The 24,699-nt window shown below is 64.9% G+C and carries 23 protein-coding genes and 1 pseudogene; 9 read left to right on the forward strand and 15 right to left on the reverse strand.

Going from position 1 to position 24,699, the window contains the following annotated elements; translation table 11 throughout:
• Position 1: 1 nt before the first annotated feature.
• The 4 genes from ACP2YO_RS10935 to ACP2YO_RS10950 are packed head-to-tail and all read left to right on the forward strand — an operon-like array spanning position 2 to position 2,824.
• Complete coding sequence (locus tag ACP2YO_RS10935; protein ID WP_426440886.1) at positions 2-643, forward strand: DUF1285 domain-containing protein; 642 nt, start codon at positions 2-4, stop codon at positions 641-643.
• Complete coding sequence (locus ACP2YO_RS10940) at positions 640-1,311, forward strand: CoA pyrophosphatase (RefSeq protein WP_426440887.1); 672 nt, start codon at positions 640-642, stop codon at positions 1,309-1,311. Before ACP2YO_RS10935 ends, ACP2YO_RS10940 begins: the two co-directional genes overlap by 4 nt.
• Positions 1,308-1,571: a DUF6111 family protein gene (locus ACP2YO_RS10945; RefSeq protein WP_426440888.1), complete on the forward strand. Its 264-nt coding sequence runs from the start codon at positions 1,308-1,310 to the stop codon at positions 1,569-1,571. The genes ACP2YO_RS10940 and ACP2YO_RS10945 overlap by 4 nt, the downstream gene beginning before the upstream one ends.
• A complete protein-coding gene (locus ACP2YO_RS10950; RefSeq protein WP_426440889.1) occupies positions 1,568-2,824 on the forward strand; it encodes a CCA tRNA nucleotidyltransferase in 1,257 nt (418 codons plus the stop codon). Before ACP2YO_RS10945 ends, ACP2YO_RS10950 begins: the two co-directional genes overlap by 4 nt.
• A 165-nt stretch (positions 2,825-2,989) precedes the next feature.
• Here the strand turns inward: ACP2YO_RS10950 and ACP2YO_RS10955 are convergent, their stop codons facing one another.
• The 6 genes and pseudogenes from ACP2YO_RS10955 to ACP2YO_RS10980 form a co-directional block, all read right to left on the reverse strand.
• Entirely contained in the window at positions 2,990-3,253 is a 264-nt protein-coding gene (locus ACP2YO_RS10955) for a YodC family protein (RefSeq protein ID WP_426440890.1), read from the reverse strand.
• A 102-nt stretch (positions 3,254-3,355) separates the two neighbouring features.
• Positions 3,356-4,097, reverse strand: a pseudogene (locus tag ACP2YO_RS10960) (HAD family hydrolase).
• On the reverse strand, positions 4,088-4,984 hold the full coding sequence (hemF, locus tag ACP2YO_RS10965; RefSeq protein WP_426440891.1) for an oxygen-dependent coproporphyrinogen oxidase: 897 nt from the start codon (positions 4,982-4,984) through the stop codon (positions 4,088-4,090). Before hemF ends, ACP2YO_RS10960 begins: the two are co-directional and overlap by 10 nt.
• A gap of 2 nt (positions 4,985-4,986) precedes the next feature.
• Positions 4,987-5,352 (reverse strand): 6-pyruvoyl trahydropterin synthase family protein, encoded by a 366-nt coding sequence (locus ACP2YO_RS10970; RefSeq protein WP_426443129.1) that lies wholly within the window; start codon positions 5,350-5,352, stop codon positions 4,987-4,989.
• Between the two features lie 64 nt (positions 5,353-5,416).
• The gene (queE, locus tag ACP2YO_RS10975; RefSeq protein WP_426440892.1) at positions 5,417-6,049 is read right to left on the reverse strand and encodes a 7-carboxy-7-deazaguanine synthase; all 633 of its coding nucleotides are present in this window, start codon (positions 6,047-6,049) and stop codon (positions 5,417-5,419) included.
• 11 nt (positions 6,050-6,060) lie between these two features.
• Entirely contained in the window at positions 6,061-6,531 is a 471-nt protein-coding gene (locus ACP2YO_RS10980; protein ID WP_426440893.1) for a tRNA (cytidine(34)-2'-O)-methyltransferase, read from the reverse strand.
• Positions 6,532-6,808: 277 nt separating this feature from the next.
• Here ACP2YO_RS10980 and petA point away from each other — a divergent pair, with 277 nt between their 5' ends.
• The 3 genes from petA (at position 6,809) to ACP2YO_RS10995 (ending at position 10,342) form a co-directional block, all read left to right on the forward strand.
• Positions 6,809-7,339 (forward strand): ubiquinol-cytochrome c reductase iron-sulfur subunit, encoded by a 531-nt coding sequence (petA, locus tag ACP2YO_RS10985; RefSeq protein WP_426440894.1) that lies wholly within the window; start codon positions 6,809-6,811, stop codon positions 7,337-7,339.
• Positions 7,340-7,411: 72 nt separating this feature from the next.
• Positions 7,412-9,484 (forward strand): cytochrome c1, encoded by a 2,073-nt coding sequence (locus tag ACP2YO_RS10990; RefSeq protein ID WP_426440895.1) that lies wholly within the window; start codon positions 7,412-7,414, stop codon positions 9,482-9,484.
• A gap of 183 nt (positions 9,485-9,667) precedes the next feature.
• Positions 9,668-10,342 carry a dienelactone hydrolase family protein gene (locus ACP2YO_RS10995; RefSeq protein ID WP_426440896.1) on the forward strand — a complete coding sequence of 225 codons (675 nt, stop codon included), beginning with the start codon at positions 9,668-9,670 and terminating at the stop codon, positions 10,340-10,342.
• 150 nt (positions 10,343-10,492) lie between these two features.
• On the opposite strand, the gene ACP2YO_RS11000 is transcribed toward ACP2YO_RS10995, so the two are convergent.
• A complete protein-coding gene (locus ACP2YO_RS11000) occupies positions 10,493-11,491 on the reverse strand; it encodes a VOC family protein (protein ID WP_426440897.1) in 999 nt (332 codons plus the stop codon).
• A gap of 341 nt (positions 11,492-11,832) precedes the next feature.
• Here ACP2YO_RS11000 and ACP2YO_RS11005 point away from each other — a divergent pair, with 341 nt between their 5' ends.
• The gene (locus ACP2YO_RS11005; RefSeq protein WP_426440898.1) at positions 11,833-13,998 is read left to right on the forward strand and encodes an anthranilate synthase component I; all 2,166 of its coding nucleotides are present in this window, start codon (positions 11,833-11,835) and stop codon (positions 13,996-13,998) included.
• Between the two features lie 16 nt (positions 13,999-14,014).
• Positions 14,015-14,554, forward strand: coding sequence for an adenine phosphoribosyltransferase (locus ACP2YO_RS11010; RefSeq protein ID WP_426440899.1), 540 nt, complete (start codon positions 14,015-14,017; stop codon positions 14,552-14,554).
• A 219-nt stretch (positions 14,555-14,773) separates the two neighbouring features.
• On the opposite strand, the gene ACP2YO_RS11015 is transcribed toward ACP2YO_RS11010, so the two are convergent.
• The 8 genes from ACP2YO_RS11015 to ACP2YO_RS11050 form a co-directional block, all read right to left on the reverse strand.
• On the reverse strand, positions 14,774-15,442 hold the full coding sequence (locus ACP2YO_RS11015) for a hypothetical protein (protein WP_426440900.1): 669 nt from the start codon (positions 15,440-15,442) through the stop codon (positions 14,774-14,776).
• Positions 15,443-15,502: 60 nt separating this feature from the next.
• Entirely contained in the window at positions 15,503-16,252 is a 750-nt protein-coding gene (locus ACP2YO_RS11020) for a hypothetical protein (protein WP_426440901.1), read from the reverse strand.
• Positions 16,253-16,416: 164 nt separating this feature from the next.
• Complete coding sequence (locus ACP2YO_RS11025) at positions 16,417-17,640, reverse strand: M48 family metallopeptidase (RefSeq protein ID WP_426440902.1); 1,224 nt, start codon at positions 17,638-17,640, stop codon at positions 16,417-16,419.
• Between the two features lie 34 nt (positions 17,641-17,674).
• The gene (locus ACP2YO_RS11030) at positions 17,675-18,235 is read right to left on the reverse strand and encodes a LemA family protein (RefSeq protein WP_426440903.1); all 561 of its coding nucleotides are present in this window, start codon (positions 18,233-18,235) and stop codon (positions 17,675-17,677) included.
• Between the two features lie 115 nt (positions 18,236-18,350).
• On the reverse strand, positions 18,351-19,331 hold the full coding sequence (locus ACP2YO_RS11035; RefSeq protein ID WP_426440904.1) for a small ribosomal subunit Rsm22 family protein: 981 nt from the start codon (positions 19,329-19,331) through the stop codon (positions 18,351-18,353).
• Between the two features lie 121 nt (positions 19,332-19,452).
• Positions 19,453-22,917, reverse strand: coding sequence for a chromosome segregation protein SMC (gene smc / locus ACP2YO_RS11040; RefSeq protein WP_426440905.1), 3,465 nt, complete (start codon positions 22,915-22,917; stop codon positions 19,453-19,455).
• A 342-nt stretch (positions 22,918-23,259) separates the two neighbouring features.
• On the reverse strand, positions 23,260-23,922 hold the full coding sequence (locus ACP2YO_RS11045; RefSeq protein ID WP_426440906.1) for a DsbA family protein: 663 nt from the start codon (positions 23,920-23,922) through the stop codon (positions 23,260-23,262).
• A 122-nt stretch (positions 23,923-24,044) separates the two neighbouring features.
• Entirely contained in the window at positions 24,045-24,524 is a 480-nt protein-coding gene (locus tag ACP2YO_RS11050; RefSeq protein WP_426440907.1) for a DUF721 domain-containing protein, read from the reverse strand.
• Positions 24,525-24,699: the final 175 nt, after the last annotated feature.

The raw sequence follows: 24,699 nt of genomic DNA on the forward strand, positions 1-24,699 counted from the left end.
AATGGCGAAGCAAGGGCAGACCAATCAGGACCGTGAAACCACGGCCCTTGAGCGCAAGGGTCTTGAAGGCCTCACCGCTGCGGCCAACCAGGCTGCGACATCGGCACCTGCCGGCCGCAAGGGCCTGCCTCCGGTGCATCTGTGGAATCCGCCGTTTTGCGGCGATCTCGACATGCGAATCGCCCGCGATGGCACCTGGTTCTACATGGGGACGCCGATCGGCCGTCCCGCGCTGGTGCGGCTGTTTTCCACCATCCTCAAGCGCGAGGACGGCAAGCACTTTCTCGTGACACCTGTGGAGAAGGTCGGCATTCGCGTCGACGACGCGCCGTTCCTTGCGGTCGAAATGCAGACACAGCAAGGCGCGCGCGGCCGCTTGCTCCGGTTCCGTACCAATGTCGACGACTGGGTCGATTGCGAAAGCGGCCACGGCCTGCGCTTTACGGCCGCCGAGGATGGCGGGCTGACGCCCTATCTGCATGTTCGTGCCGATCTCTGGGCCAAGGTCACCCGCGCGCTCTATTACGATCTGGTTGACATGGGCGAGGAGCGGGTGGTCGATGGTGAGGCGATGTTCGGAGTCGAGTCCGGCGGCGAATTCTTCGCGATGGCGGATGCGCAGCAGGTGAGGGACGCACTTTGAACGAGCCGTTGCTGAAGGCGGAGCCGGCGGCGGTCAGCTCGACGGAATTCTTTGCCCGCTGCCGCGCGCGGCTAAACTTCGACGTGCCGCCGGGCCTGTTCGATCCCCACATCATTCCGCGCACCGGCGATTCCGGCAACGACCGCATGCTCGAGATCGTGGCGAAGGAGCAGCCGGTGCGGCCGGCTGCCGTGCTGATCGCGGTGATCGATCGTCACGAGCCGACGGTGCTGTTGACGCAGCGTTCGCCGCATCTGTCGAGCCATGCTGGCCAGATTTCCTTTCCCGGCGGCAAGATCGACGCCACCGACGCCTCGCCGCTCGATGCAGCGCTGCGCGAGGCCTGCGAGGAGGTCGGGCTCAAGCGCGAGTTCGTCGAGCCGGTCGGCTATCTCGATCTCTACGGCACCGCGTTCGGCTTTCGAATCCTGCCGACGGTCGCAAAGGTGACGCCGGGCTTCACCTTGAAGATCAACGAAGCCGAGGTCGTCGATGCCTTCGAGGTGCCACTCGCGTTCCTGATGAACCCGGAGAATCACCAGATCCATACCCGGGAATTTCGCGGCATGGATCGATCCTATTACGCGATGCCGTACGCCGAGCGCTACATCTGGGGCGCGACCGCCGGCATCCTGCGCGTGCTGTATGAGCGGATCTACCTGTCATGATCCGCACGGTATTGACCGAGGTCGGCGTCTTCCTGATCCCGTTCGCGGTCTATGCCATCTTCCTGGTCGCGACCCGCTCCGGCGTAACGGTGCCGGACTCCTGGCCGCTGCACATGCTCGCGAAGCTGACGCTGGGAGCGCTGCTGCTCGTCATCGCGAGCTTCATCCTGCTCGCGGAGTACACCGGCGCGCCGGCGAACTCGACCTACGTTCCGGCCCATATCGAGAACGGCAGGCTGGTGCCCGGAGTCGAGAGATGAGCGAGGTGCGCCTGTTGTCCGACGCGCCATGGCTCGCCTCGGGTCCGGCGGCGCGCGTGCTCGGCTTGCTCAATGCCGGCGGCGAGGAGGCACGGGTGGTCGGCGGCGCCGTGCGCAACGCCCTGATGCGGATTCCGGTCAGTGAAATCGACATCGCCACGTCAGCCGTGCCCGACGAAGTGGTCCGCCGCGCGAAACAGGCCGGCATCAAGAGCGTGCCGACCGGCATCGAGCACGGCACGGTGACGCTCGTCGTCGAGGGCCAGCCCTTCGAAGTGACGACGCTGCGCGAGGACACCGAAACCTACGGCCGCAAGGCGAAGGTGACGTTCGGGCGGGACTGGGTGCGCGACGCCGAGCGGCGCGATTTCACCATCAACGGCCTTTCGGTCGATGCCGCCGGCGTCGTGTACGATCATGTCGGCGGGCTTGCCGACATCGAAGCGGGGCGCGTGCGCTTCATCGGCGATCCTGCGCGGCGGATCGCGGAGGATTACTTGCGCATCCTGCGCTTCTTCCGTTTCCACGCCGCCTACGGCGCCGGCGAAGCCGACCGCGCCGGCTATCTCGCCTGCATCGACGGGCGCGCCGGACTTGCCGGCCTCTCGGCCGAGCGCATCCGCATGGAGATGCTCAAGCTCGTGCTCGCAAACGGCGCCTTGGCCGCGGTCGTCGCGATGGCCGATGGCGGCCTGCTGTTAGAGCTATTCGGCGGCATCGCCTATACCGGGCCGTTCGCGGCGATGATCGAGATCGAGCAGCAGATGGATCTGGCGCCGAGCGCAGTGCGCAGGCTCGCCGCGTTGACAGTTGCCGTGACCGAGGACGCTCGGCGTATTGCGACCAGGCTGCGGCTGTCGAATGCCGAGGCCAAGGCGCTCGATTCGATGGGCCACCGTTGGTGGCGGCTGCCCGGCATGGACGAGGCGCATGCAAAGCGCAGGCTCTACCGGCTCGACGAAGGGCCCTACCGCGACCGGCTGCTGCTGGCCTGGGCGCGAACCGACGCAGGCCGGGACATCGGCCAATGGCGCGCGCTCGCCACGCTGCCGCAGCGCTGGCGTGCGCCTCACTTTCCCTTGAGGGCGTCGGATTTCATCGCACGCGGCATTGCCGAGGGACCGGCATTGGGGCATGTGCTGACACTGGCCGAGGATGCCTGGCTTGCTGCGGATTTTCCGCTGGAGCCGAACGCGCTGTCGGCCATCGCTGACCAGACCGCCTCCCGTTTCACCCGCGACCATCGGCTGTGAATATTCTGTCCGGCTTCGCTGACGGTTGTAGATCCACACCGCGATGCTTGATGCCGCCGTGATCATCGGCGGCGTGGTGATGATCACCACCGCGCTGCGTGGGTTCTGAGCAGCCGCGCAGACGATGCCGCCGGCATGCGCCAGGCAGCATCGCGCCGAGAGGAGTTACGCAACCTTGCGCTTCTTGGGATCGTCGTCGTCCTCTTCGCCCTCGTCTTCGTCCTCGTCGTCCTCTTCTTCGTCGTCTTCCTCATCGTCCTCCGGATCGATTTCGGTCGATTCGAGTGCAACGAGCGGCAGCGTTTCGCGAAACAGGTCGCCGTCTCCGCCCATCCAGAGGCATTCGACCTTGTCATCCTTGACTTCCACCACCGTGAGGGGATGGCCGCCGGATTTCAGCATGACAACGTCGCCTGGTTTCAGTTCCATGATCTTCCCTCGGCGCTTGATGACGCGGACCGCAGGCTATCGACGGCTGATGACAGCCCGATCACGGCCGGCCGCAGTGCGCTGGATTTGATGTGGAAACAGCTACTCGCGCCGGCCCGGCACCAGTTCGGCCAGCGAGCGGATGATCCGGTCGGGCTTGACCGTCGATCCCGGCGGCAGGCCGTCACCATGCACGTCCATCCAGATCGCGTAGATGCCGAGCCGCTGCGGCGCCACGACTTCCCATTCCAGATTGTCGCCGATCATCCAGGTCTCTGATGCGGTGACGCCGAGCGCCTCCATCGCGTGCAGATAGGCGCGCTCCTCCGGCTTGCCGAAGCCGTGCTCGCCCTCGATCTGGATATGGTCGAAGCGATGGCCCAGCGCGAACCGCTCGACCTTGGCGCGCTGCGTGTCGGCGGCACCATTGGTGACCAGCGCGAGCTTGATGCCGAGCGCCTTGAGCGCGTCGATCGCCTCATGCGCACCGGGGAAGACGAACATCTCCTCCTCGCGATAAATGGTGAATCGGTCGGCGATGCGATGGGGCAAGATCATCCGGCAGCGTGCGATGGCCGGCGGCCGCAAGCGCGGCGAAGCCGCCCTTCACGGTCAGCTGCCGTGCTTCGTGGAGCCTGAGCCGCCACACCGGCTCGGCCGTCGACCAGAATTGCCGCGCGTAACTGAGCACGGCAGCCGCGACCTGTTGCGGGGACAGGGGCGCCAGTTCCCCGGCGAATTCTGCGGTGACCTTGTTCCAGGCGATTTCCGGACGTCCATAGGCCGACAGGATGGTGTCATCCATGTCGATCAGCATCGCACGCGGCAGTTTCATCACGGCCATTTCACCTCCGGCGGCAGCGACGACAGGATCGAATCCACATTTCCGCCGGTCTTGAGGCCAAAGATGGTGCCGCGGTCGTAGAGCAGGTTGAACTCGACATAGCGCCCGCGACGGACCAACTGCTCCTCGCGATCCTCCACAGTCCAGGCCTCCGCGAAATTGCGCCGTACCAGGTCCGGATAGATCTTCAGGAAGCTGCGGCCGACGTCCTGGGTGAATACCAGATCCGCATCCCAGTCGCCGCTGTCGTGCCAGTCATAGAAGATGCCGCCGATGCCGCGGGCTTCCTTGCGGTGCGGCAGGTAGAAATACTCGTCGCACCATTTCTTGTACTTGTCGTAGTCGGCGACGCCATTCGCGCCGGTGCAAGCCGCTTTCATCGCGGCATGGAAGGCGACCGTATCGGGATCGTCCTGGGTGCGCCGCCGGTCCAGCACCGGTGTCAAATCGGCCCCGCCGCCGAACCAGGCTTTTGTCGTGACGACGAAGCGGGTGTTCATGTGCACGGCGGGCACGTTCGGATTGCGCAAATGCGCGATCAACGAGATGCCCGAGGCCCAGAAGCGCGGATCGTCGGCGGCGCCGGGAATCTGCGCGCGGAATTCGGGAGCGAATTCGCCGTGCACGGTCGAGCAGTGCACGCCGACCTTCTCGAACAGCCGGCCCTTCATGATCGACATCACGCCGCCGCCGCCCGGCGTGCCGGAGTGGTCGGTGCGGTCCCACGGCGTGCGCACGAACCGGCCGGCGTCGCCCGGATAGAGCGAGGCCGGCGCGTCGTCCTCAAGCCGCTCGAGGGCCGCGCACATATCGTTGCGCAACGCCTCGAACCAGCCTCGTGCACGGGCCTTGCGATCCTCGATGATGGCGGGGTCTGTGGGCAGCATGGCTAGTCCTGCGGTCCGTAGTACGTGCAGCTCTCGCTGCAGCTATCGCGGTGGACGCTGACGCGCGTCAGTTTTCCGGCATGCTGCAGCCGCTCCCAGATGAAGCGCGACAAGTTCTCCAGCGTCGGCGGCCCGAGCGCTGCGATCTTGTTCAAGAGCTTGTGGTCGAGCGTCTTGCGCACCTCCTCCATGCTGCGTTCGAGCAGGCCGAGATCGACCACCATCCCGGTCGCCGGATCGGGCTTGCCGCGCACCGTGACTTCGGTCCGGAAGGAGTGGCCGTGAATCTCCTCGCTGTCGGCGCCAAAGGTCGTTCCGGACAGCGCATGCGCGGCCTCGAACCGGAACGATTTCGTCAATTCCCACATCTCGTTCAACAATCCAGTTCTGTCTGATGGCAATTCATCTGGTGCAAGTTCATCTGGTGCAAGTTCATCTGATTCCAAGCGTCTTGTGCGTTTGCACGCTGAGCCGCCATTGCGGGTGACTGAGGCAATAATCGATCGCGCGCTCGGTGTTCGCGATCACGTCGGGGCCGTCCATCGGCTGCAGCGAGAAGCGCTCGAACGAAAGCTCGGCGAAATCCTCCGGTCTATTCTCCGCCTGCGGATAGACCAGCTTGAGCTCGTGTCCCCGGCGCACCACGAGCTCGGCGTTGGCCTTGGGGCTGACGCAGATCCAGTCGAGCCCGTCGGGCGGCGAGATCGTGCCGTTGGTCTCGATCGCAATCGTGAAGCCCCTTGCGTGCAGCGCCTCGATCAGGGGCCGGTCGACTTGCAGCAGCGGTTCGCCGCCGGTCAGCACCACGTAGCGGTCGGCCTCGCCGCCGGTCCATTGCGCCGCGACGGTGTTCGCGAGCTCGTCTGCGGTCGCATAGCGGCCACCCAGCGTGCCGTCGGTACCGACAAAGTCGGTGTCGCAGAACCGGCAGACCGCGCCGGCGCGATCCTGCTCGCGGCCGGTCCAGAGGTTGCAGCCGGCGAAGCGGCAGAACACGGAGGCGCGGCCCGCATGGGCGCCTTCGCCCTGCAGGGTCAGAAATATCTCCTTGACCGCGTAGCTCACAAAACAGTCCCTCAGATTACCGAGCCGGTGACTGGCGCACCGGTCTGGCGCAGTGCCTCGCCGACGGCCATGGCCACCGAGACGGCCACATTGAGCGAGCGCAAAGACGGTTTGATCGGGATCACCAGCCGCGCATCCGCAGCCGCCACGACCGCGTCGGTGACCCCTGCGGTCTCGCGCCCGAACAGCAGTACGTCGGAGGCGGTATAGCTGAAATCAAGGTAGGATTTCGCCGCCTTGGTCGTGAACAGGATCAGCCGACAGCCTGCCTCGGTACGCCATTCCTCGAATTTTGACCATGAGTCGTGACGCTTCAACCTGACATGGTCGAGATAGTCCATACCCGCCCGGCGGAAATTCCGGTCTGAGCTGTCGAAGCCCGCCGGTTCGATGATATGGGCTGTGACATCCAGGCAGGCGCAAAGCCGCAGAATCGTCCCTGTATTCTGGGGGATATCGGGCTGGAAGAGCGCGATCTGCATGGTGCTCTGGGCCTGTGAAGTTCGGATGAAATTGTCTCAATAAAACATCGCTCGGCGCGGATTTCGTGCATTGCACGCTTGCGAGCCGATAGCGGGCTTGCGCTCGTCCGGCAAGGGTGCCAATAGAACGATTCTGGACTGCTGTTCCGCCGTTTGGGGTGTGGAATGGCAGTTTTCTGCCGCCGCGGGGGCCGCGGGCGCCGGCAGCCTTTCTTGGGGCGCGTTCTGCGTCTCCGGGGCGGTTCCACCGGCTGCAGAAAAGAAAGGGCTTGGAATCGTGACGACAGCGTCTTCGGCGGACCATCCGACACGCCGTGATTTCCTTTTTGTTGCAACTGGAGCCGCCGCAGTAGTCGGCGCAGCCGCTACGGTCTGGCCGCTGGTTGCCCAGATGAACCCGGATGCCGCGACGATCGCGGCTGGCGCGCCGATCGAGGTCGACCTTGCGCCGGTTGCCGAGGGGCAGGACATCAAGGTGTTCTGGCGCGGCAAGCCGATCTACATCATGCATCGTACCAAGAAGCAGATCGAGGAGGCCCAGAAGGTGCCGCTCTCGAGCCTGCCCGATCCGCAGCCCGACTCGGCCCGTGTCAAGGCTGGCCATGATCAGTGGCTGATCGTGATCGGCATCTGCACCCATCTCGGCTGCATCCCGATCGCCCATGAGGGCAATTACGACGGCTTCTTCTGCCCCTGCCACGGCTCCCAGTACGACTCCTCCGGCCGTATCCGTCAGGGACCCGCGCCCGCCAACCTGGCGGTGCCGCCCTACCAGTTTGCTTCCGACACCAAAATCCAGATCGGCTAAGTCCCGGACCTCCCGGGATTTAGGCCTTCGCTTGGACCCATCGCGTCGTTTTTCTTCCTCAGGATCGCATCAATGAGCGGACCATCCGATTTTCAACCGACCAACCCCGCCCTGAAGTGGATCGAACGGCGCCTTCCGATCTTCGGCCTGATCCACTCCTCCTTCGTGGCCTATCCGACGCCGCGCAATCTGAACTACTGGTGGACCTTCGGCGCCATCCTTTCGCTGATGCTGGGGTTGCAGATCCTGACCGGCGTGATCCTGGCGATGCATTACACGCCGCACGCAGACCTCGCCTTCAAGTCGGTTGAGCTGCTCGTCCGCGACGTCAATTACGGCTGGCTGTTGCGCAACATGCATGCCGCGGGCGCGTCGATGTTCTTCTTCGCGGTCTACATCCACATGTTCCGCGGTCTCTATTACGGGTCGTACAAGGAGCCGCGCGAGGTGCTGTGGATCCTCGGCGTCATCATCTACCTCCTGATGATGGCGACCGGCTTCATGGGCTACGTGCTGCCCTGGGGCCAGATGAGCTTCTGGGGCGCCACCGTCATCACCAATTTGTTCTCCGCCATTCCCTATGTCGGTGAGAGCATCGTGACGCTGTTGTGGGGCGGCTATTCGGTCGGCAACCCGACGCTGAACCGCTTCTTCTCGCTGCACTATCTGCTGCCGTTCGTGATCGCCGGCGTGGTCGTGCTGCACATCTGGGCGCTGCATGTCGCGGGCCAGAACAATCCGGCCGGCGTCGAAGCCAAGACCGAAAAGGACACGGTGCGGTTCACGCCGTATGCGACGATCAAGGACGCGTTCGGCGTGTCCTGCTTCCTGATCTTCTTTGCCTGGTTCATTTTCTACATGCCGAACTATCTCGGCGACGCCGACAACTACATCCCGGCAAACCCGGGCGTGACGCCGGCGCACATCGTGCCCGAATGGTACTATCTGCCGTTCTACGCGATCCTGCGTTCGATTCCGAACAAGCTCGCCGGCGTCATCGCGATGTTCTCGGCGATCGTCGTGCTGGCGTTCCTGCCCTGGCTTGACAGCGCCAGGACCCGTTCGTCGAAATATCGTCCGCTGGCCAAGCAGTTCTTCTGGATCTTCGCCGTGGTCTGCGTCCTGCTCGGTTATCTCGGCGCGCAGCCGCCGGAAGGCATCTATGTGATCGCCGGCCGCATCCTCACGTTCTGCTACTTCGCTTTCTTCCTGATCGTGCTGCCGCTGCTCGCTCGCATCGAGACGCCGCGGCCGTTGCCGAACTCGATCGCCGACGACGTGCTGGCCAAGCACGGCGGCAAGGCGGCGACGATGGCCTCGGCGGTGATTGCGTTGCTGGTTGCCGGCGGGTTGCTGGTCGGAAGCGCGCAGAACGCCCGCGCCCAGGAGCACGACGTTTCGCCGCCGTCGCAGAAATGGTCGTTCTCCGGCCCTTTCGGCAAGTATGACCGCGGTTCGCTGCAGCGCGGCCTGAAGGTCTACAAGGAAGTCTGCTCGGCCTGCCACAGCCTGAACTACATCGCGTTCCGCAACCTCGCCGATGCCGGCGGTCCGGGCTATTCGGAGGCGCAGGCCGCCGCGTTCGCGTCCGACTACAAGATCAAGGACGGCCCGAACGACCAGGGCGAGATGTTCGACCGGCCCGGCCGGGTGGCCGATTACTTCCCGCCGCCGTTCCCGAACGAACAGGCCGCGGCCGCCGCCAATGGCGGCAAGGCGCCGCCTGACCTGTCTCTGATGGCCAAGGCGCGCTCCTACGAGCGCGGCTTCCCGCAGTTCATCTTCGACTTCTTCACCCAGTTCCAGGAACAGGGCCCGAACTACATCGACGCGATCCTGCAGGGCTTTGAAGACAAGCCGCCGGCCGGCGTCGAAATCCCGCAAGGCACATACTACAACAAGTACTACCCCGGCCACGCGATCAAGATGCCGAAGCCGCTGTCCGACGGCCAGGTGACCTTCGACGACGGTTCGCCGGCGACGGTGGCGCAATATGCCCACGACGTCACGACCTTCCTGGCGTGGGCCTCCGAGCCGCACATGGAAGAGCGCAAGCGGATCGGTATGCAGGTCTTCGTGTTCCTGATCCTGTTCGCCTTCCTGATGTACTTCACCAAGAAGAAGGTGTGGGCCAACGCGCACTGACGCGAGGCTCGGTATCGCGAACGATGAAAAAGCCCCTACGGGGGCTTTTTTGTTGCCTCGCGACGAACGCGCATGTTTGGGCTGAGATGACGAGTGCGCGAGCATGCCGCGGGACGATTGCGTCCATCACCGAGTGCGGACAAGATGCCGGCCAATCAGCCGGCAAACATTGTGGAGGAACTCATGGGTACCAGCATCAGCTTCAAGCGCCCCGACGGCAAGGACGCCAACGGCTATCTCGCCAATGCCGCGCGCGGCAACGCGCCGGGCGTGGTCGTGATCCAGGAATGGTGGGGGCTGTCGGACCAGATCAAGGGCCTGTGCGACCGCTTCGCGATCGCGGGCTTCGATGCGCTGGCGCCCGATCTCTACAACGGCAAGGTGGTACCGTATCATGACAGTGATGCCGCCGGCAAAGAGATGAACTCGCTCGACTTCATGGACGCCACCACGCAGACGGTGCGCGGCGCCGCGCAATATCTCGCGAGGAACGGCGCCAAGGTCGGCCTGACCGGCTTCTGCCTCGGCGGCGCCGTGACCATCATCGGTGCGGTGCATGTGCCGGAACTGACCGCGGGCGTCGTGTTCTACGGTATCCCGCCGGAGCAGGCTGCCAAGCCCGCCGACGTCAAGATCCCGCTGCAGGCGCATTTCGCCAATAAGGACGACTGGTGCACGCCCGAGCTGGTCAACGGCTTTGAGAAGGCGATGAAGGCCGCCGGCAAGTCGCTCGAGCTGTTCCGTTATGACGCCGAGCACGCCTTCGTCAACGAGCAGCGCCAATCCGTTCACGACCGCCACGCCGCCGAACTCGCCTGGGGCCGGGCGACGGATTTCTTCCGGAAGCATTTGGGGTAGGTCGGCCTGTCATCATCACCGCGTCGTCCCGGCGCAGGCGGGAACCCATACGCCGCGGCGGTCGTGGTTGAAGGAAGCTGGTCGACGGCTTCGCCAAGCAATGTTGGCTTGTGGTTATCGGTCCGGACTTCGCCGGGGCGACGCGGAGATTTAGCTCTCCGCCTTCACCCCGTCCCACCACGGGCACGTCCCCGACATCAGCTTGAAATTGCCGTCCATCACCTGCACGGGTGCGCGCTTGCCCTCGGCGGCAGCGCGCATGCGCATCTCGCGTGCCACCGCGCGGTCTTCCAGCGACAGCCAGACGCGCTCATGGCCCCAGAGGCTCGGGCCATCATGCATCTCGAACGGCATCCAGTCCGCCGGATCGATCTCCCGGCCGCCCCAGCCGCATTCGACCATGAAGGATGACGGCGATTTGACGTAGAACGACGTCATCAGATCGTTGGTGTGGCGGCCGAGCGTGACGTTGACGCGGTCCTCCTTCTGGGCGATGTCGTAGGCTTGGCCGACATCGTCGAGCGAGAACAGCTCCACCATCAGATGGTGCATGCCGTTGGTCCCGGTCTCGATCAGAGCCAGGCTGTGGTGGCGCGGATTGACGTGGAAGAAATAGGCGCGGAACGGCTTTTCGATGTAGTCGCTCAGACCGAAGCCGAGCACGTCGACATAAAAGGCCATTACCGGCGCGATGTGCTCGACCGTCAGCACGGCGTGACCGAGGCCTTGCGGTCCGGTGCGGAAGCCGGAGATCGAGCGGCCCGGCTTGAATGGCGTGTCGTCGATCTCGGCGCCGTGGAACGCCTCGAGGCGGTTGCCCGCAGGATCGTGGAACGAGATCAGGCCGCGCACCCGCCTGATATCGGCGAGCGATTGCGGTTCGGCGGTGACCGCAACACCGGCCTGCTCCAGCCGCGCCGCCAGCGCGTCGAGCGCTGTGGCATCCGCCACCTCCCAGCCGAAGAATCTTGTACCTTCGCCCAGCGCCCGGTCGATCACGATCCGTTGCTTGCGGTCGTCCATCCGGAAGGCGAGCAGTGAATTGCCGCGCTCGATGGCCTGCAACCCGACCAGGCCGGTACCGAACTGCCGCCAGTCGTCGAGTGTATCCGAGCCGAACCCGGCATAGCCGAGACCTAAAATCGCCATCTGCGCACCTCCGACTGTTGTCTATTTTTTGGGCGGTTCACGGCCCGCCAGCGAGGCAAATCCTACGCGAATTTCCGCCCTTTCAAACCGGAAAAGCCGTCCCGGCCCGGGGGCAGGGCGGCGGCCTCTCCCTTGACACGGCCAGCGCCGGATGGTGAGTAGCGCCCATGCGTACCGTTGCCATTCCATCCCGTCTTTGGTGGCCCACCTTCTCATAGGTGGCCGGTGCGATTTCATTTCCCTGAAACGTCGAAGGTCGCCATCGCAGCGCGACCGTTGGTTTGTTTGCCCTTCGTTTGTCCTGTGTGGCGCTCTCTCGGCAAGTCTCGTAAGAGGATCACATGAACAGGACAGCCTTCTCCTTGCCGGCCAAGAGCGAATACCTGACCCATGGCGGCCTTGCGGTCGCGCGCGTGGTCGAGCAGTTCAGCGGCGGCGCCAATCGTCTCGATGAGTTGATCGCGCTGCTGGATCGCCGCCGCGGCGTGGTGCTGTCCTCGGGCACCACCGTCCCGGGCCGCTACGAAAGCTTCGACCTCGGCTTTGCCGATCCGCCGCTGGTGCTTGAGACATCAGGCACCAATTTCTCGCTTTTGGCGCTCAATCCGCGCGGCGAGGTGCTGATCGCCTTCCTCGGCGACGTCTTGCGCGAACCCTGTGTCGTGATCTCCGAGCGGAGCGCGACGAAACTGGTCGGCCATATCATCCGCGGCGCCGCGCCGGTCGACGAGGACCAGCGCACCCGCCGCGCCAGCGTGATGTCGCTGGTGCGCGACATGGTCGCGGCGTTCTCCTCCAACGCTGATCCGCTGCTTGGCCTGTTCGGGGCCTTCGCCTACGACCTCGTGTTCCAAATCGAGGACCTCGTGCAGAAGCGCGCGCGCGAGGCCGACCAGCGCGACATCGTGCTCTATGTGCCGGATCGCCTGCTCGCCTATGACCGCGCCACCGGCCGCGGCGTCGCGCTTGCCTACGAATTCGCCTGGAAGGGCAAGTCCACCGCGGACCTGCAGCACGACACCGCGACAAGCGTCTATGCCAAGTCACCGCGGCAAGGCTTTGCCGATCACGCGCCGGGCGAATACCAGGCAACCGTCGAGGTTGCGCGCGCGGCCTTTGCCCGCGGTGATTTGTTCGAGGCGGTACCGGGACAGCTGTTCGCCGAGCCCTGCGAGCGCTCGCCGGCGGAGGTGTTCCAGCGGCTGTGCCGTATCAACCCGTCGCCCTATGGCGCGCTGATGAATCTCGGCGAGGGCGAATTCCTGGTTTCCGCGTCGCCGGAGATGTTCGTGCGCTCCGACGGCCGCCGCGTCGAGACCTGCCCGATCTCGGGCACGATCGCGCGCGGGTCGGATGCGATCGGCGATGCCGAGCAGATCCGCCAGCTCCTGAATTCGGAGAAGGACGAGTTCGAGCTCAACATGTGCACCGACGTCGACCGCAACGACAAGGCGCGCGTCTGCGTCCCCGGCACCATCAAGGTGCTGGCGCGGCGGCAGATCGAGACCTACTCAAAGCTGTTCCACACCGTCGATCACGTCGAAGGCATGCTGCGGCCAGGCTTCGATTCACTCGATGCCTTCCTGACCCACGCCTGGGCGGTGACGGTAACCGGGGCGCCGAAATTGTGGGCGATGCAGTTCGTCGAGGACCACGAGCGCTCGTCGCGGCGCTGGTATGCCGGCGCGATCGGAGCCGTGAATTTCGACGGCAGCATCAACACCGGCCTCACCATCCGCACCATCCGCATGAAGGATGGCCTCGCCGAAGTGCGCGTCGGCGCCACCTGTCTGTTTGACTCCGATCCGGCAGCCGAGGATCGCGAATGCCAGGTCAAGGCAGCCGCGCTGTTCCAGGCGCTGCGCGGCGATCCGCCGAAGCCGCTGTCGGACTTCGCGCCAGATGCCACCGGCTCCGGCAAGAACGTGCTACTGATCGATCACGACGATAGTTTCGTGCACATGCTGGCCGACTATTTCCGCCAGGTCGGCGCCAACGTCACCGTGGTCCGGCACATCCACGCCCATGACATGCTGAAGCGGAAGGGCTGGGATCTGCTGGTGCTGTCGCCCGGGCCCGGCAGGCCTGAGGACTTTGGCATCGCGAAAACCATCGGCACCGCGCTGGAGAACAAGCTGCCGATCTTCGGCGTCTGCCTCGGCGTGCAGGCGATCGGCGAATATTTCGGCGGCCAACTCGGTCAGCTCAGCCAGCCCGCGCATGGCCGCCCGTCGCGCGTTCAGGTGCGTGGCGGCCGCTTGATGCAGAACCTGCCCAATGAGATCGTGATCGGCCGTTACCATTCGCTCTATGTCGAGCGCGACAGCATGCCCGATGTGCTGACGGTGACCGCGACCACCGAAGACGGCGTCGCGATGGTGATCGAGCACAAGTCCCTGCCGGTCGCCGGCGTCCAGTTCCATCCGGAGTCGCTGATGTCGCTCGGCAACGAGGTGGGACTGCGTATTGTCGAGAATGCATTCCGGCTCAAGGCGCCGGCCAATTGAGGATTGCGAGACAGCAATGACCTTTGATCAGGACATCAAGTCGACCGTTCGGACCATCCCGGACTACCCGAAGCCGGGCATCCTGTTTCGCGACATCACCACGCTGCTGGCGGACGCTCGCGCGTTCCGCCGCGCCGTCGACGAACTGGTGCATCCCTGGGCAGGCTCCAAGATGGACAAGGTCGCAGGCATCGAGGCGCGCGGTTTCATCCTCGGCGGCGCGGTAGCGCATCAGCTCTCGGCCGGCTTCGTGCCGATCCGCAAGAAGGGCAAGCTGCCGCACACCACGGTGCGGATCGCCTATTCGCTGGAATACGGGCTCGACGAGATGGAGATGCATGCCGACGCCGTGCAGCCCGGCGAGCGCGTCATCCTGGTCGATGACCTGATCGCGACCGGCGGCACCGCGGAGGGCGCAGTGAAGCTATTGCGCCAGATCGGCGCCAACGTGATCGCCGCCTGCTTCATCATCGACCTGCCCGATCTCGGCGGGGCTGCCAAGCTGCGCGCGATGAACGTTCCCGTGCGCACGCTGATGGCGTTCGAAGGGCACTGATCTTCTTGCCTCGCCTCGCTCTTCATATGCGTTTGCGCGATTTCGGAATAATGGAATATTGCCGCTGATTTGCCCGACGTGTCAAGTTGTCGTGTTGATGTCGGCTGCCGCCGGCTACTTTGCATGGGGTTGTTTTCGATATTTTGGCAGTGATGCCATATGCGATAGCCCTCTCGCAAGAGCGGGGTGAGCGCGGCTGCGACCTCGCACCATGCAGGGCTACGATCGCTGCAGCAGCATGCTCAATTCGAGGTCGCGGAACGTGGTGTAGCTGCGGCGGATCCATTGATGCAGCTCGGTCGATGAATCCTTCTCCTGGCGCAGATAGCCGGTGAAGGAGAAGTTCAACCGGTCGATATAGGTCTTCAAAAACACCGGCAGCGCGGCGAAGCGAAGCACGCGGCTGCGGGACATCATAGGCGGCAGCTCGCCGCGCACCACGAATTCATTGTCGACCACGACCAGCCCATTCGGCGGGATCAGCGGCTGGATCGTCTGGTAGGCTCGCACCGATGCGCGGTCGGTATCGGCCACGAACAGGATGACCGGCGCGACGTGGCGGCGCATCGCCTCCTTCATCAGCCCGATCTGGTCGCACATTTTGAAGAATTCGTCGAAGGCGTGGTAGCCGAGGTCGATCACCTTGGCTGTGCCGTCATTGACGATGACCCGGTCCATCAGCTGCATCTTGCCGTAGGTGTCGATCACGTCGGCGGTCTCGGTGATCTTGGGCAAATAATCCAGCAGCGACGGCTCCTTCAGATTGATGTCGAAGGAAACCACCGCGCCGTTCTTCAGCAGCAGGAACTCGCTCAATAGCCGCGCGATCAGCGTCTTGCCGACCTGCGGGCGGGACGAGCAGATGATGTAGAGGGGCGTGGATGACATCGCCGGATATATCAGGCCAAATTTCCGCCCAATCCAGCCCCGTTGCGGCCGTTAAAGCTACTATTTTTCGCCGCCGCGGGTGGTCGACTTGCCGCCGACCAGGTCGGTCAGCTTGATCCGGTCGTACTCGCTCCAGACGTTGGCCAGCCAGTGCCGGACATAGCCGCGCAGCACGAAGGAATAGTTCGCGGCCTCGTCCTCCTTGCCCTTGTTGGCGACGAATTTCAGGAACGGCACCGAGGAGACTTCGACCTGCTCATAGGCCATTTCGTTGAGCTTGGGGATGGTGAGCTCGACCGCGTCCTTGATGCGGTGGAAATATGAATTGTAGGTCGCCTGGTCCCACTGGAAGAACTGGGTGTCGTTGATGAAATTCTTCACCAGGTAGTATTTCGCGCCCTGCATGAAATTCGCGGTCTCAGCGATCTCGTCCAGCGAGGCAATCGAGGGGCCCAATATATGGAACACGGCGAAGGTGATCTGGCCCGACCGCGCCGCATCGAGAAAGCCGATGTCGCGCAATGAGGCGAGCGCCGGCGACAACAGGCCGGCGCGGACGTCGATCACGGTGACCGAGGAGCCGGCGTTCAGCGTATCGAAGATCTTCATCTGGTCGGAGGTCGTCGTCATGTCGACGATCTGGGTGATCTCGGGGTGGAAGCGCATCAGCGTGCCGCGCGGCGATTCGGTATCGAACGCCCGGGTTGGCACGTTGTTGGCACTGAAATAGTCCAGGAGCGTCCGCGAGACGGTGGTCTTGCCGACCCCGCCCTTGTCAGCGCCCACCACGATCACGACCGGCTTTGCCATGGAAGTCCCTTGAAGCGTGCTCCCGATCGCGAGGGCGATCGGCGAGTCCCCACACCTGCTTTGGGCGCGAACATGGCAGAAACGAGGGAGAATTCAATTCCTTAAGGTGCCCACAATGGGTTTGGTGGGGATTTCCTTAATGGAACGAAAGACCTGCGGCTGCCTCAGGTACGCCGGCCCCAAGGGCCCTGCAGCGGGCCGAGTGGTCCCTGCGTCGGGCTGGTGCCTGGAAGAGGCGGCGGCCTGGTCGGCGGCGTAGTCGTGGCGTCGCCCCATGGGCCATGGCGGACCGGCTGGTCGCCGGTCGTCGGCGAGCTGTCCTGTGCCGTCTGGTCCGATGTTTCATCCGGCAGCGCCAGCAGCCCTGGATCGTGACCGCCGGCATATTTCACCAGCGCATCGACCCTGGACTGGACCGACGGGTGGGTCGCGAACAGGTCGGCAAAGCCTTCGCGCGGATTGTCGAGGCACAGTTCCATCACCGCCGAGGTCGCGCCCGGCAGTTCGCCGCGGTTCTCGATCTTGCGCAGCGCCGAGATCATCGCATCGGGATTCTTCGTCAGCTCGACCGAGCCCGCATCGGCGAGGAACTCGCGCGAGCGTGACAGCGCCAGCTTGACCACCTGCGACAGCAGCCAAGCCAGCAGGATCAGCGCGACCGCGATGATGATGACGATGATCGCACCGCCGCCCGAGCCCTTGCTTTCGCGGTCCGATGATGAGGACGACGAAGATGAGGAGGACCGAGACGAAGACCACCAGCCGCCACCGCCCGAGCTCCACGACAGATTTGTGAACAGGCGAAAGAATAGCTCGCCGAAGAAGCCGACGACGCCAGCGATGATCACGGCGACCACCATCAGCTGCACGTCGCCGTTCTTGATATGGGTGAGTTCGTGGCCGAGCACGGCCTCGATCTCCTGGTCGTTCAGCGCCTTTAGCAGGCCGGTGGTGACGGTGATGGAATATTGCCGCGGGTTCAGCCCGGTCGCGAACGCGTTCAGCGCCGGGCTGTCCATCACCTTCAGCTTCGGCATCGGGATGCCGCGCGAGATGCAGAGGTTCTCCAGCAGATTGTAGAGCCGCGGCTCCTGCTGCCGCGTCACCGCCCCGCCGCCGGTGATGGCGTCGATCATGTTCTGATGGAAGAAGTAGGCGATCACGATCCAGGCCACGGCGGCGATCGTCGCCCACGGGAAGGCTGAGATCAGGTCGTGCAAGGCCCGCATGAGGTAATAGTCGACCGTGCGGCCGCCATTGGTCATCACCTCGGCGACCAGCGCGCCGGCATAGACCAGCACATAGATCAGCACGAACAGCCCCGCGAGCAGCAGCATCGAACGAAACTTGTTCGATGCGATATGCGTGTAGAGACCGTAGGCGGCCATGAGCGGGCTGCTTTCGCGGGAGGCGAGCTGCGCCTCAGAACTTCACGCTCGGCGCGGCCTCGACTTCGGCGCGGCTGGCGCCGAGGTCGAAGAAATCCTTGCGGGTGAAGCCGAACATGCCGGCGAACAGAGCGGCCGGCATCTGCTGAATGCCGGTGTTGTATTCCTGGACCGCATTGTTGAAGAAGCGGCGGCTGGCGGCGATCTTGTTCTCGAGATCGGAGAGTTCCGAGGCGAGCTGCTGGAAGTTGGTATTGGCCTTGAGGTCCGGATAGGCCTCCGACAGCGCGATCAGCCGGCCGAGCGCACCGGAGAGCTGGTTTTCCGCAGCGGACACTTGCGCGGGCCCCTGTGCCGACATCGCAGCGCCCCGCGCCTTGACCACATCGTCAAGCGTGCCGCGCTCGTGGGAAGCGTAGCCCTTCACGGTCTCGACCAGGTTCGGGACCAGATCGTGGCGCTGCTTGAGCTGGACGTCGATGTCGGCGAAGGCCTGGCTGACGCGCTGGCCAAGCGCGACCAGCCGGTTGTAGGCGCTGAACGCAAACAGCACGAGAATGACGATGACGCCGATAACGATCCAGCTGGTCGACATGGCAGGGCAGCTCCTGATGGGACGAAACGGCGGTATCGTAGCCCATATCCGGGCACACGGCAGCCCGCCGGGAAGAGGTGGGCAGAGCTTTGGTCGAGGATGGACGCGAATGAGTTCAATCGGGATTTACGACCGCATCGCCCCATCGCCAGCGCCGGGCGCGCGCGTAGTCGGCTTTGCTGCGTCGCGGGACCTTTGCGACGACGACGTCCTCGGGCGTGCACAGCCTGGCCGAAATCTCGACCTTGCTGACATCAGGCTGCGCCAGCACGCGCGACGGCCGCGCCGTTACCGGCGTGCGCGTCAGCGCGACATAGGCAAATCGCTCGTCCTCGAACGGCACTTCGGCGCCCTTGACCTGCTTGTGCGCGCGCGAGCGCTGCAGCCGCTGGCTGAAATGGCACCAGTCGGGCGCAACCAGGGGGCACGCGCCATCATGCGGGCAGGGTGCGGCGACATGGGCGCCGGCCGCGATCAATCGTGCGCGGAGTGAGATGATCCGCGCATAGCCCGCCGGCGTGCCGGGTTCAACGACCAGCAGCGTGTCGTTTGTCTTTGCCCACATCGCGTCAGTGAGCGCGTCACGCTCGGCGTCGCCGATTTCGTTGATCACGTAGCTCGCGAGCACGAGATCGGCTGCATCGGTATGCGCGAGATAAGTGCGGGCCTGTCCGAGCTCGTACGTGATGCCACGCAGGCGGCCGCTCTTGCGGGTGACGTCCAGCGCCAGCGTGCGCAGCGCTTCATTGCCATCCAGCAGCGTGAAATCGTGCAGTGACGAAAAGGTTTCCGCTGCGGCCCAGCTCGCCGTACCAGGCCCTGCGCCGACATCAAGCAGGCTCGTCGGCGCAAAGTCCGGCCTGATCTCGGTCAGAGCGGTGAGGCTTGCGGCAACGGCCGCATAGGTCGCCGGCATCCGCGCCAGCGCGTAGGCCAGTGCGTCGGTCTCGGATCGGATCGTGCCGCCGGAGCCGCCGCCGGCACGATAGGTCTCGGAGATCGCCGCGGCCCGTTCGGCGGCAGCATTGCGCGACAGGCCTTCGAGCCTGGCGTTGAGTGCCGCTTTTAGTTCCGCAGGCAAGTCGGGCGATGTCATGCGAGATACCTTGCCACGTCGTTGCGAGCGAAGCGAAGCAATCCATAGCGCCGCATGTTGAGGCATGGATTGCTTCGTCGCGGTCGCTCCTCGCAATGACGGCGAGGGTGCGGGCGTGACCCTACGCCACGTTCTGGTCGAGGATATCCACCGCGCCCTGCAAATCGACCGAGACCAGTTGCGAGACGCCGCGCTCGGCCATGGTGACGCCGAACAGCCGGTTCATCCGCGCCATCGTGATCGGATTGTGCGTGATGATGATGAAGCGGGTTTCCGTCGACGAGGTCATCTCATGCAGCAGGGTGCAGAACCGTTCGACGTTGTGGTCGTCGAGCGGCGCGTCGACTTCGTCCAGCACGCAGATCGGCGACGGGTTGGTGAGGAACACGGCGAAGATCAGCGCCAGCGCCGTCAGCGCCTGCTCGCCGCCCGATAGCAGCGACAGTGTCTGCGGCTTCTTGCCCGGGGGCTTTGCGATGATTTCGAGACCCGCTTCGAGCGGATCGTCGCTCTCGATCAAATGCAGCGCCGCTTCGCCGCCGCCGAACAGCTCGGTGAACAGCCGCTTGAAGTGGCTGTTGACGGTCTCGAACGAGGTCAGGAGCCGCTCGCGGGCCTCGCGATTGAGGCTCTGGATGCCCTGGCGCAGCCGCTTGATCGCTTCGACGAGGTCATCGCGCTCGGTGGTCAGAGCGTTGTGCTGGGTCTCGACTTCCTTCAGCTCTTCCTCGGCGCGCAAATTGACGGCGCCGAGGCGCTCGCGGTCGCGGCGCAGCTTTTCAAGCTCTTCCTCGACCTGTGCGACCGGCGGCAGCTCCGCACCGGGTTCGATCTCGGCCATGCCGACGACCGCCTGCGGCTCGACCTCGAGCATGTCGTGGATCTCACGCTCGATATCGGCAAGGCGGCGGCGGGTGCCTTCCATGCGCTCCTCGGCGCGCGCGGTGGCTTCGCGGGAGTTGGAGAAGGCTTCGAGCGAGATTTTCGCGGCGCGGTCGGTTTCCGCCATCGCGGCCTCGGCCATGGCGAGCGCGTCGGCGGCGATGCGGCGATCGCTCTCGGAATGCTCGATCTCCGTGATCAGTGCGCTGCGCTTCTCAGCGAACACTTCCGGCGCGTGGGCGAGTTCCTCGCGCTCGATCGACACCTCGGCGATGCGGGCCTCGATGGTTTCGACCTGGGACGCGGCGCTGGTCTTGCGGTTCTGCCAATCGGTGCGCTCGGCGAGAATCGCCTGCACGCGGCGGTCGGCGAGCTCGGCCTCGCGGGCGAGCGCCTGCGCTTCGGCGCGCACTTGCGCTGCGGCGCGGCGCTGGTTGTCGATTTCGGAACGGACCCCGGCAAGCTGGGTCTCGGTCTCGACACTGGGCGGCAGTTCGGTCAGGGCCTCGACCGCGCTTTGATGCGCGGCTTCGGCCTCGGCGCGGTCGGCTGCGACGCGCGTATGGGCCTCGGTCAGGGCCGACTTGCGGGCGGCGTGGCGATTGATCTCGCGCTCGGTCGCGACATGACGCTCGCGCGCGGCATCAGCCTCGCGGCGGGAGGCGCGCACGGCCTCGCGGGACGAAGCCTCGGTCGCGGCGGCGGTCCGCAGTTCGGCTTCGGCCGTATCGAGCGCCTCGCGCTTGGCGGCGGCGTCAATGCGGGCCTGCTCAAGCTCGTGCTCGATATCGATGAGGCGGGCACGCTCGGCGAGGCGCCGCGCGGCCCCGGTCGGCGCATGGGCGTCGGCGACAAAGCCGTCCCAGCGCCAGACGTCGCCTTCGAGCGAGACCAGCCGCTGGCCGGTCTTGAGCTGTGACACCAGCGCCGCGCCGCGCTCCTTGGTGACGACGCCGATCTGCGCCAGCCGCCGCGCCAGCTCCGGCGGGGCCTGCACACGGTCAGCCAGCCGCTCGACGCCGTCGGGCAGCGACGGGTCTTCGCCCGTTGCAGCTGCATTGGTCCAGCGCATCGGCGCCGACGGATCGACCGGCGCGTCGAGATCGTCGCCGAGCACGGCGCCGATCGCCTTCTCATAACCCTTGGCGACCGTGATGCCGTCGATGATTGGCGGCCACAGATTCTTGGTCTCGCTGTTGACCAGCTTGGAGATCGTGCGGGCCTCGGTCTCCAGCCGCTGCACGCGCTTCTCGGCCTCAGCAAGCGGGCTGCGGGAGGATTCCAGCGTCTGCCGCGCGGCGACGTGATGGGATTCGTTGGCCTGCACGGCGGCCTCGGATTCGGCCAGCGTCTGCTGCGCGGTTTCCATGGTTGCCGCGAGCGCGTCGATGTCGCCGAGATCGCCGGTTTCCTGCGCGAGCTTCGCTTCCTCGGCCTGGACGTTGGCGATCTCCTGGTCGAGCCGCGCCAGCCGATCGCGATGGGTGCGCACGCCGGCTTCGAGCTGGTTGCGCTTGGCGGTGAGGTCGGCGAGCTGCGTGGTCAGCTCGGTGAACTGGCGCTCGATCGCGGCCAGCATGGCTTCCGCCTCAGCCACCCGCTCGTCGACGCCGGAACGCGTCTCGACGCGCGACTTGATCTCTTCCTTCAGCTCGGCGTCTTCGGTATCGAGTCGCTGCAGCGCGATGTCGGCATCCGAGGTCTGCTGCTGCTCGCGCGCGATGTCGGCGGCAAACTGGGTGAGGCGGCGATCGAGCTCGCCGACACGTTCCTTGGCGCGCTGCTCCTCGCGGTCGAGCAGCTCGCGCGCATTGGTCAGGCGCTGCAGGCCAGCGGCGGCGCGCGCTTCGGCGTCGCGCAACGCCGGCAGTTCGGAGGCGCGGATCGCCTGGATGCGGGCGGCTTCGGCCTGCTCGCGGGTGCGCTCGGCCATCTCGCGCACGGCGAGTTCGTGGGTATGCGCGGCATCGTTGACGTCGGCATTCGCCTCGATCCAGCGCAAATGATAGAGCATGGCCTCGGACTTGCGCACCTTGGCCGCGACCTCGCGGTAGCGGATCGCCTGGCGGGCCTGCTTCTTCAGACCGTCCATCTGGCCGGAAAGCTGGCCGATCACGTCTTCGACGCGGGTGAGGTTGGTTTCGGCCGCCTTGAGCCGCAGTTCCGCTTCATGCCTGCGGGCGTGCAAGCCGGCGACGCCGGCGGCGTCTTCCAGCACGCGGCGGCGCTGCTCGGGCTTGGCCTGGATGATCTCGCCGATCTTGCCCTGGTGGACCAGCGCCGGCGAGCGCGCGCCGGTGGCGGCGTCGGCAAACAGGATCTGCACGTCCCTTGCACGCACGTCGCGGCCGTTGATGCGATAGACCGAACCGGCCTCGCGCTCGATGCGGCGGGAGATTTCGAGCAGCTGGCTGTCGTTCATCGCCGCCGGCGCCGAGCGATCGGAATTGTCGATCGTCATCACCACTTCGGCGTGGTTGCGCGCCGGACGGTTGCCGGAACCGGCGAAGATCACCGCGTCCATGTCGGCGGCGCGCAGCGACTTGTGCGAGGTCTCGCCCATCGCCCAGCGCAGCGCTTCGACCAGATTGGATTTGCCGCAGCCATTCGGTCCGACGACGCCGGTCAAGCCCGGCTCGATCATGAAATCGGTGGGTTCAACGAACGACTTGAAACCGTGAAGGCGAAGGCGCGTGAGCTTCATGAACACAAATCTCGCTTGGCCGGGTGCGAATCTCCCAGCCGTGACAATACCATGGAAGGCAATGTCGGTGTGTGGGTGAACAGCTGCGTACAGCTCTCATGGAGCGGGACAATGGCGAGGCCGGCGCGTGAGAGCAACCGCTTGACCCGGCTTTTCCCAAGGGATTTGCAGCGGTTTGCCGTTGTTTATCGATGTCAAACTATCGGTGGAAATCCCGAGCGCGCGAATCAGGTTTTCAACAGCGAAATGCTGCGCGCGCCACATGGCGCGATCTCAAAGCCATCCGCAGTGATCGCGCCGAACGTCAGATCGATTCGGCGCGATGTTAGCCGGTTCCGCGGATCAGCTCTTCAGGAGCGGATCGATAAGCTTGCTGAATTCCTCAAACGACGTCTCGCCCTTCACTATCTCTCCGTTGACGAAGAAGGTCGGCGTCGAGTTCACCTTCAGCACATCATTGGCGTATTTCTGGTCGGCGGCTATCTTGTCGAGCAGCGTCTGGTCCTTCAGGCAGTCCTCGACCTGCTGCTGGCTGAGGCCGGCCTGCTTGCCGATCCGGGTCAACGTCTCGGTGGTGTTCTTGATCACCCAATCGTTCTGCTGGCGGAACAGCAGGTCGATCACGGCGTAGAATTTCGGCGCGTCGTCCTTGGCGATGCAGCGCGCCAGCATCGAGCCGGCGGCCGCCTTGATGTCGAGCGGGAATTCGCGAAACACGTAGCGGACCTTGCCGCTGTCGATATAGGCCGACTTGATCTTCGGGAACACCTCCTCGTTGAAACGTGCGCAGTGCGGACACGTCATCGAGGCGTATTCAGTGATGGTGACCTTGGCGTCCTTCGGGCCAAGCGCCATGTCGGGCAGCGATTGCGGCTTGGCGACATCGGCGGCGGTGGGGGTCTGTGCGAAGGCCTCCGTGATCAGGCGCAGCGGCGAGAGGCCGGCCACGGCGGCGAGCCCGGTCAGCGAGAGAGCGGTGTTGAAGGCGCGGCGCGTGATGATCAAGGTCTGCTCCCGGATCGGCGCATTCACGCCGGAATGAATGGGGTCGCGAAAAGAAGCCTTCGCTAGCTTGAAACGACCATTGTGGCAATGGCGGGTTGTCGCGCCCTGGCGGCCGAAAAGCGTCAATTTCGCTTGATCGAGGCGCCCAGCCGGGCCAGTGCAGCGCGCAAATCGTCGTCTTCGACAGCCGCCAGTGCCTCGGCCTCCCTGGCCACCGCCTTCGGATCAGGCGCGCGCAGCGGCTTGGACTGGTTGCGGCGCGACAGCGGCGCCTGCCGGATCGTCAGCCGGCCGACCGCATGCCAGCCGAAGAAGCGGTTCACCCGCTCCAGGATGACGTCCGAGGAGTGCTGGATCTCCAGCGCCATCGGTCCCTCGACCCGCAACACCAGCGTCGCCGGCTCCTGCGGCTGCCCCTCGACCGGCCGCGGCCACTGCATCTTCAACGGCTCGCTATAGGCCGCGATCCGCTCGCCGGCGATCTCGCCCCAGCGCGTCACCAGCTCGCGCGCGGCAAAGCCCTGCTTGGCGTAGGCGTCCGAGAAGACGTCGCTGAGCAGGATCGACAGGGGCTTTGCGCTGATCGGGCCGGGTCTGGGCATGGAGGGGGTATAGCATTTCGCGGGCGTTGATCGGAACTTTTCCGTCGTCATGGCCGGGCATAGCCGTCCGAAGGACGGCGTCGCTTCCGCTCGCCTATGTCCCGGCCATCCACGTCTGACGTCGGAAAGAAAGACGTGGATGCCCGGGTCAAGCCCGAGCATGACGTGGAGAGTT

It is taken from the genome of Bradyrhizobium genosp. P, assembly GCF_049949265.1.
Lineage (GTDB): Bacteria > Pseudomonadota > Alphaproteobacteria > Rhizobiales > Xanthobacteraceae > Bradyrhizobium.

Coding starts and splice junctions, on each gene's coding strand:
- ACP2YO_RS10935 (WP_426440886.1), top strand. CDS start 2: ATGGCGAAGCAAGGGCAGACCAATCAGGACCGTGAAACCACGGCCCTT.
- ACP2YO_RS10945 (WP_426440888.1), top strand. CDS start 1,308: ATGATCCGCACGGTATTGACCGAGGTCGGCGTCTTCCTGATCCCGTTC.
- ACP2YO_RS10950 (WP_426440889.1), top strand. CDS start 1,568: ATGAGCGAGGTGCGCCTGTTGTCCGACGCGCCATGGCTCGCCTCGGGT.
- ACP2YO_RS10955 (WP_426440890.1), bottom strand. CDS start 3,253: ATGGAACTGAAACCAGGCGACGTTGTCATGCTGAAATCCGGCGGCCAT.
- hemF (WP_426440891.1), bottom strand. CDS start 4,984: ATGCTGCCCACAGACCCCGCCATCATCGAGGATCGCAAGGCCCGTGCA.
- ACP2YO_RS10970 (WP_426443129.1), bottom strand. CDS start 5,352: ATGTGGGAATTGACGAAATCGTTCCGGTTCGAGGCCGCGCATGCGCTG.
- ACP2YO_RS10980 (WP_426440893.1), bottom strand. CDS start 6,531: ATGCAGATCGCGCTCTTCCAGCCCGATATCCCCCAGAATACAGGGACG.
- ACP2YO_RS10990 (WP_426440895.1), top strand. CDS start 7,412: ATGAGCGGACCATCCGATTTTCAACCGACCAACCCCGCCCTGAAGTGG.
- ACP2YO_RS10995 (WP_426440896.1), top strand. CDS start 9,668: ATGGGTACCAGCATCAGCTTCAAGCGCCCCGACGGCAAGGACGCCAAC.
- ACP2YO_RS11000 (WP_426440897.1), bottom strand. CDS start 11,491: ATGGCGATTTTAGGTCTCGGCTATGCCGGGTTCGGCTCGGATACACTC.
- ACP2YO_RS11005 (WP_426440898.1), top strand. CDS start 11,833: ATGAACAGGACAGCCTTCTCCTTGCCGGCCAAGAGCGAATACCTGACC.
- ACP2YO_RS11010 (WP_426440899.1), top strand. CDS start 14,015: ATGACCTTTGATCAGGACATCAAGTCGACCGTTCGGACCATCCCGGAC.
- ACP2YO_RS11015 (WP_426440900.1), bottom strand. CDS start 15,442: ATGTCATCCACGCCCCTCTACATCATCTGCTCGTCCCGCCCGCAGGTC.
- ACP2YO_RS11020 (WP_426440901.1), bottom strand. CDS start 16,252: ATGGCAAAGCCGGTCGTGATCGTGGTGGGCGCTGACAAGGGCGGGGTC.
- ACP2YO_RS11025 (WP_426440902.1), bottom strand. CDS start 17,640: ATGGCCGCCTACGGTCTCTACACGCATATCGCATCGAACAAGTTTCGT.
- ACP2YO_RS11030 (WP_426440903.1), bottom strand. CDS start 18,235: ATGTCGACCAGCTGGATCGTTATCGGCGTCATCGTCATTCTCGTGCTG.
- ACP2YO_RS11035 (WP_426440904.1), bottom strand. CDS start 19,331: ATGACATCGCCCGACTTGCCTGCGGAACTAAAAGCGGCACTCAACGCC.
- smc (WP_426440905.1), bottom strand. CDS start 22,917: ATGAAGCTCACGCGCCTTCGCCTTCACGGTTTCAAGTCGTTCGTTGAA.
- ACP2YO_RS11050 (WP_426440907.1), bottom strand. CDS start 24,524: ATGCCCAGACCCGGCCCGATCAGCGCAAAGCCCCTGTCGATCCTGCTC.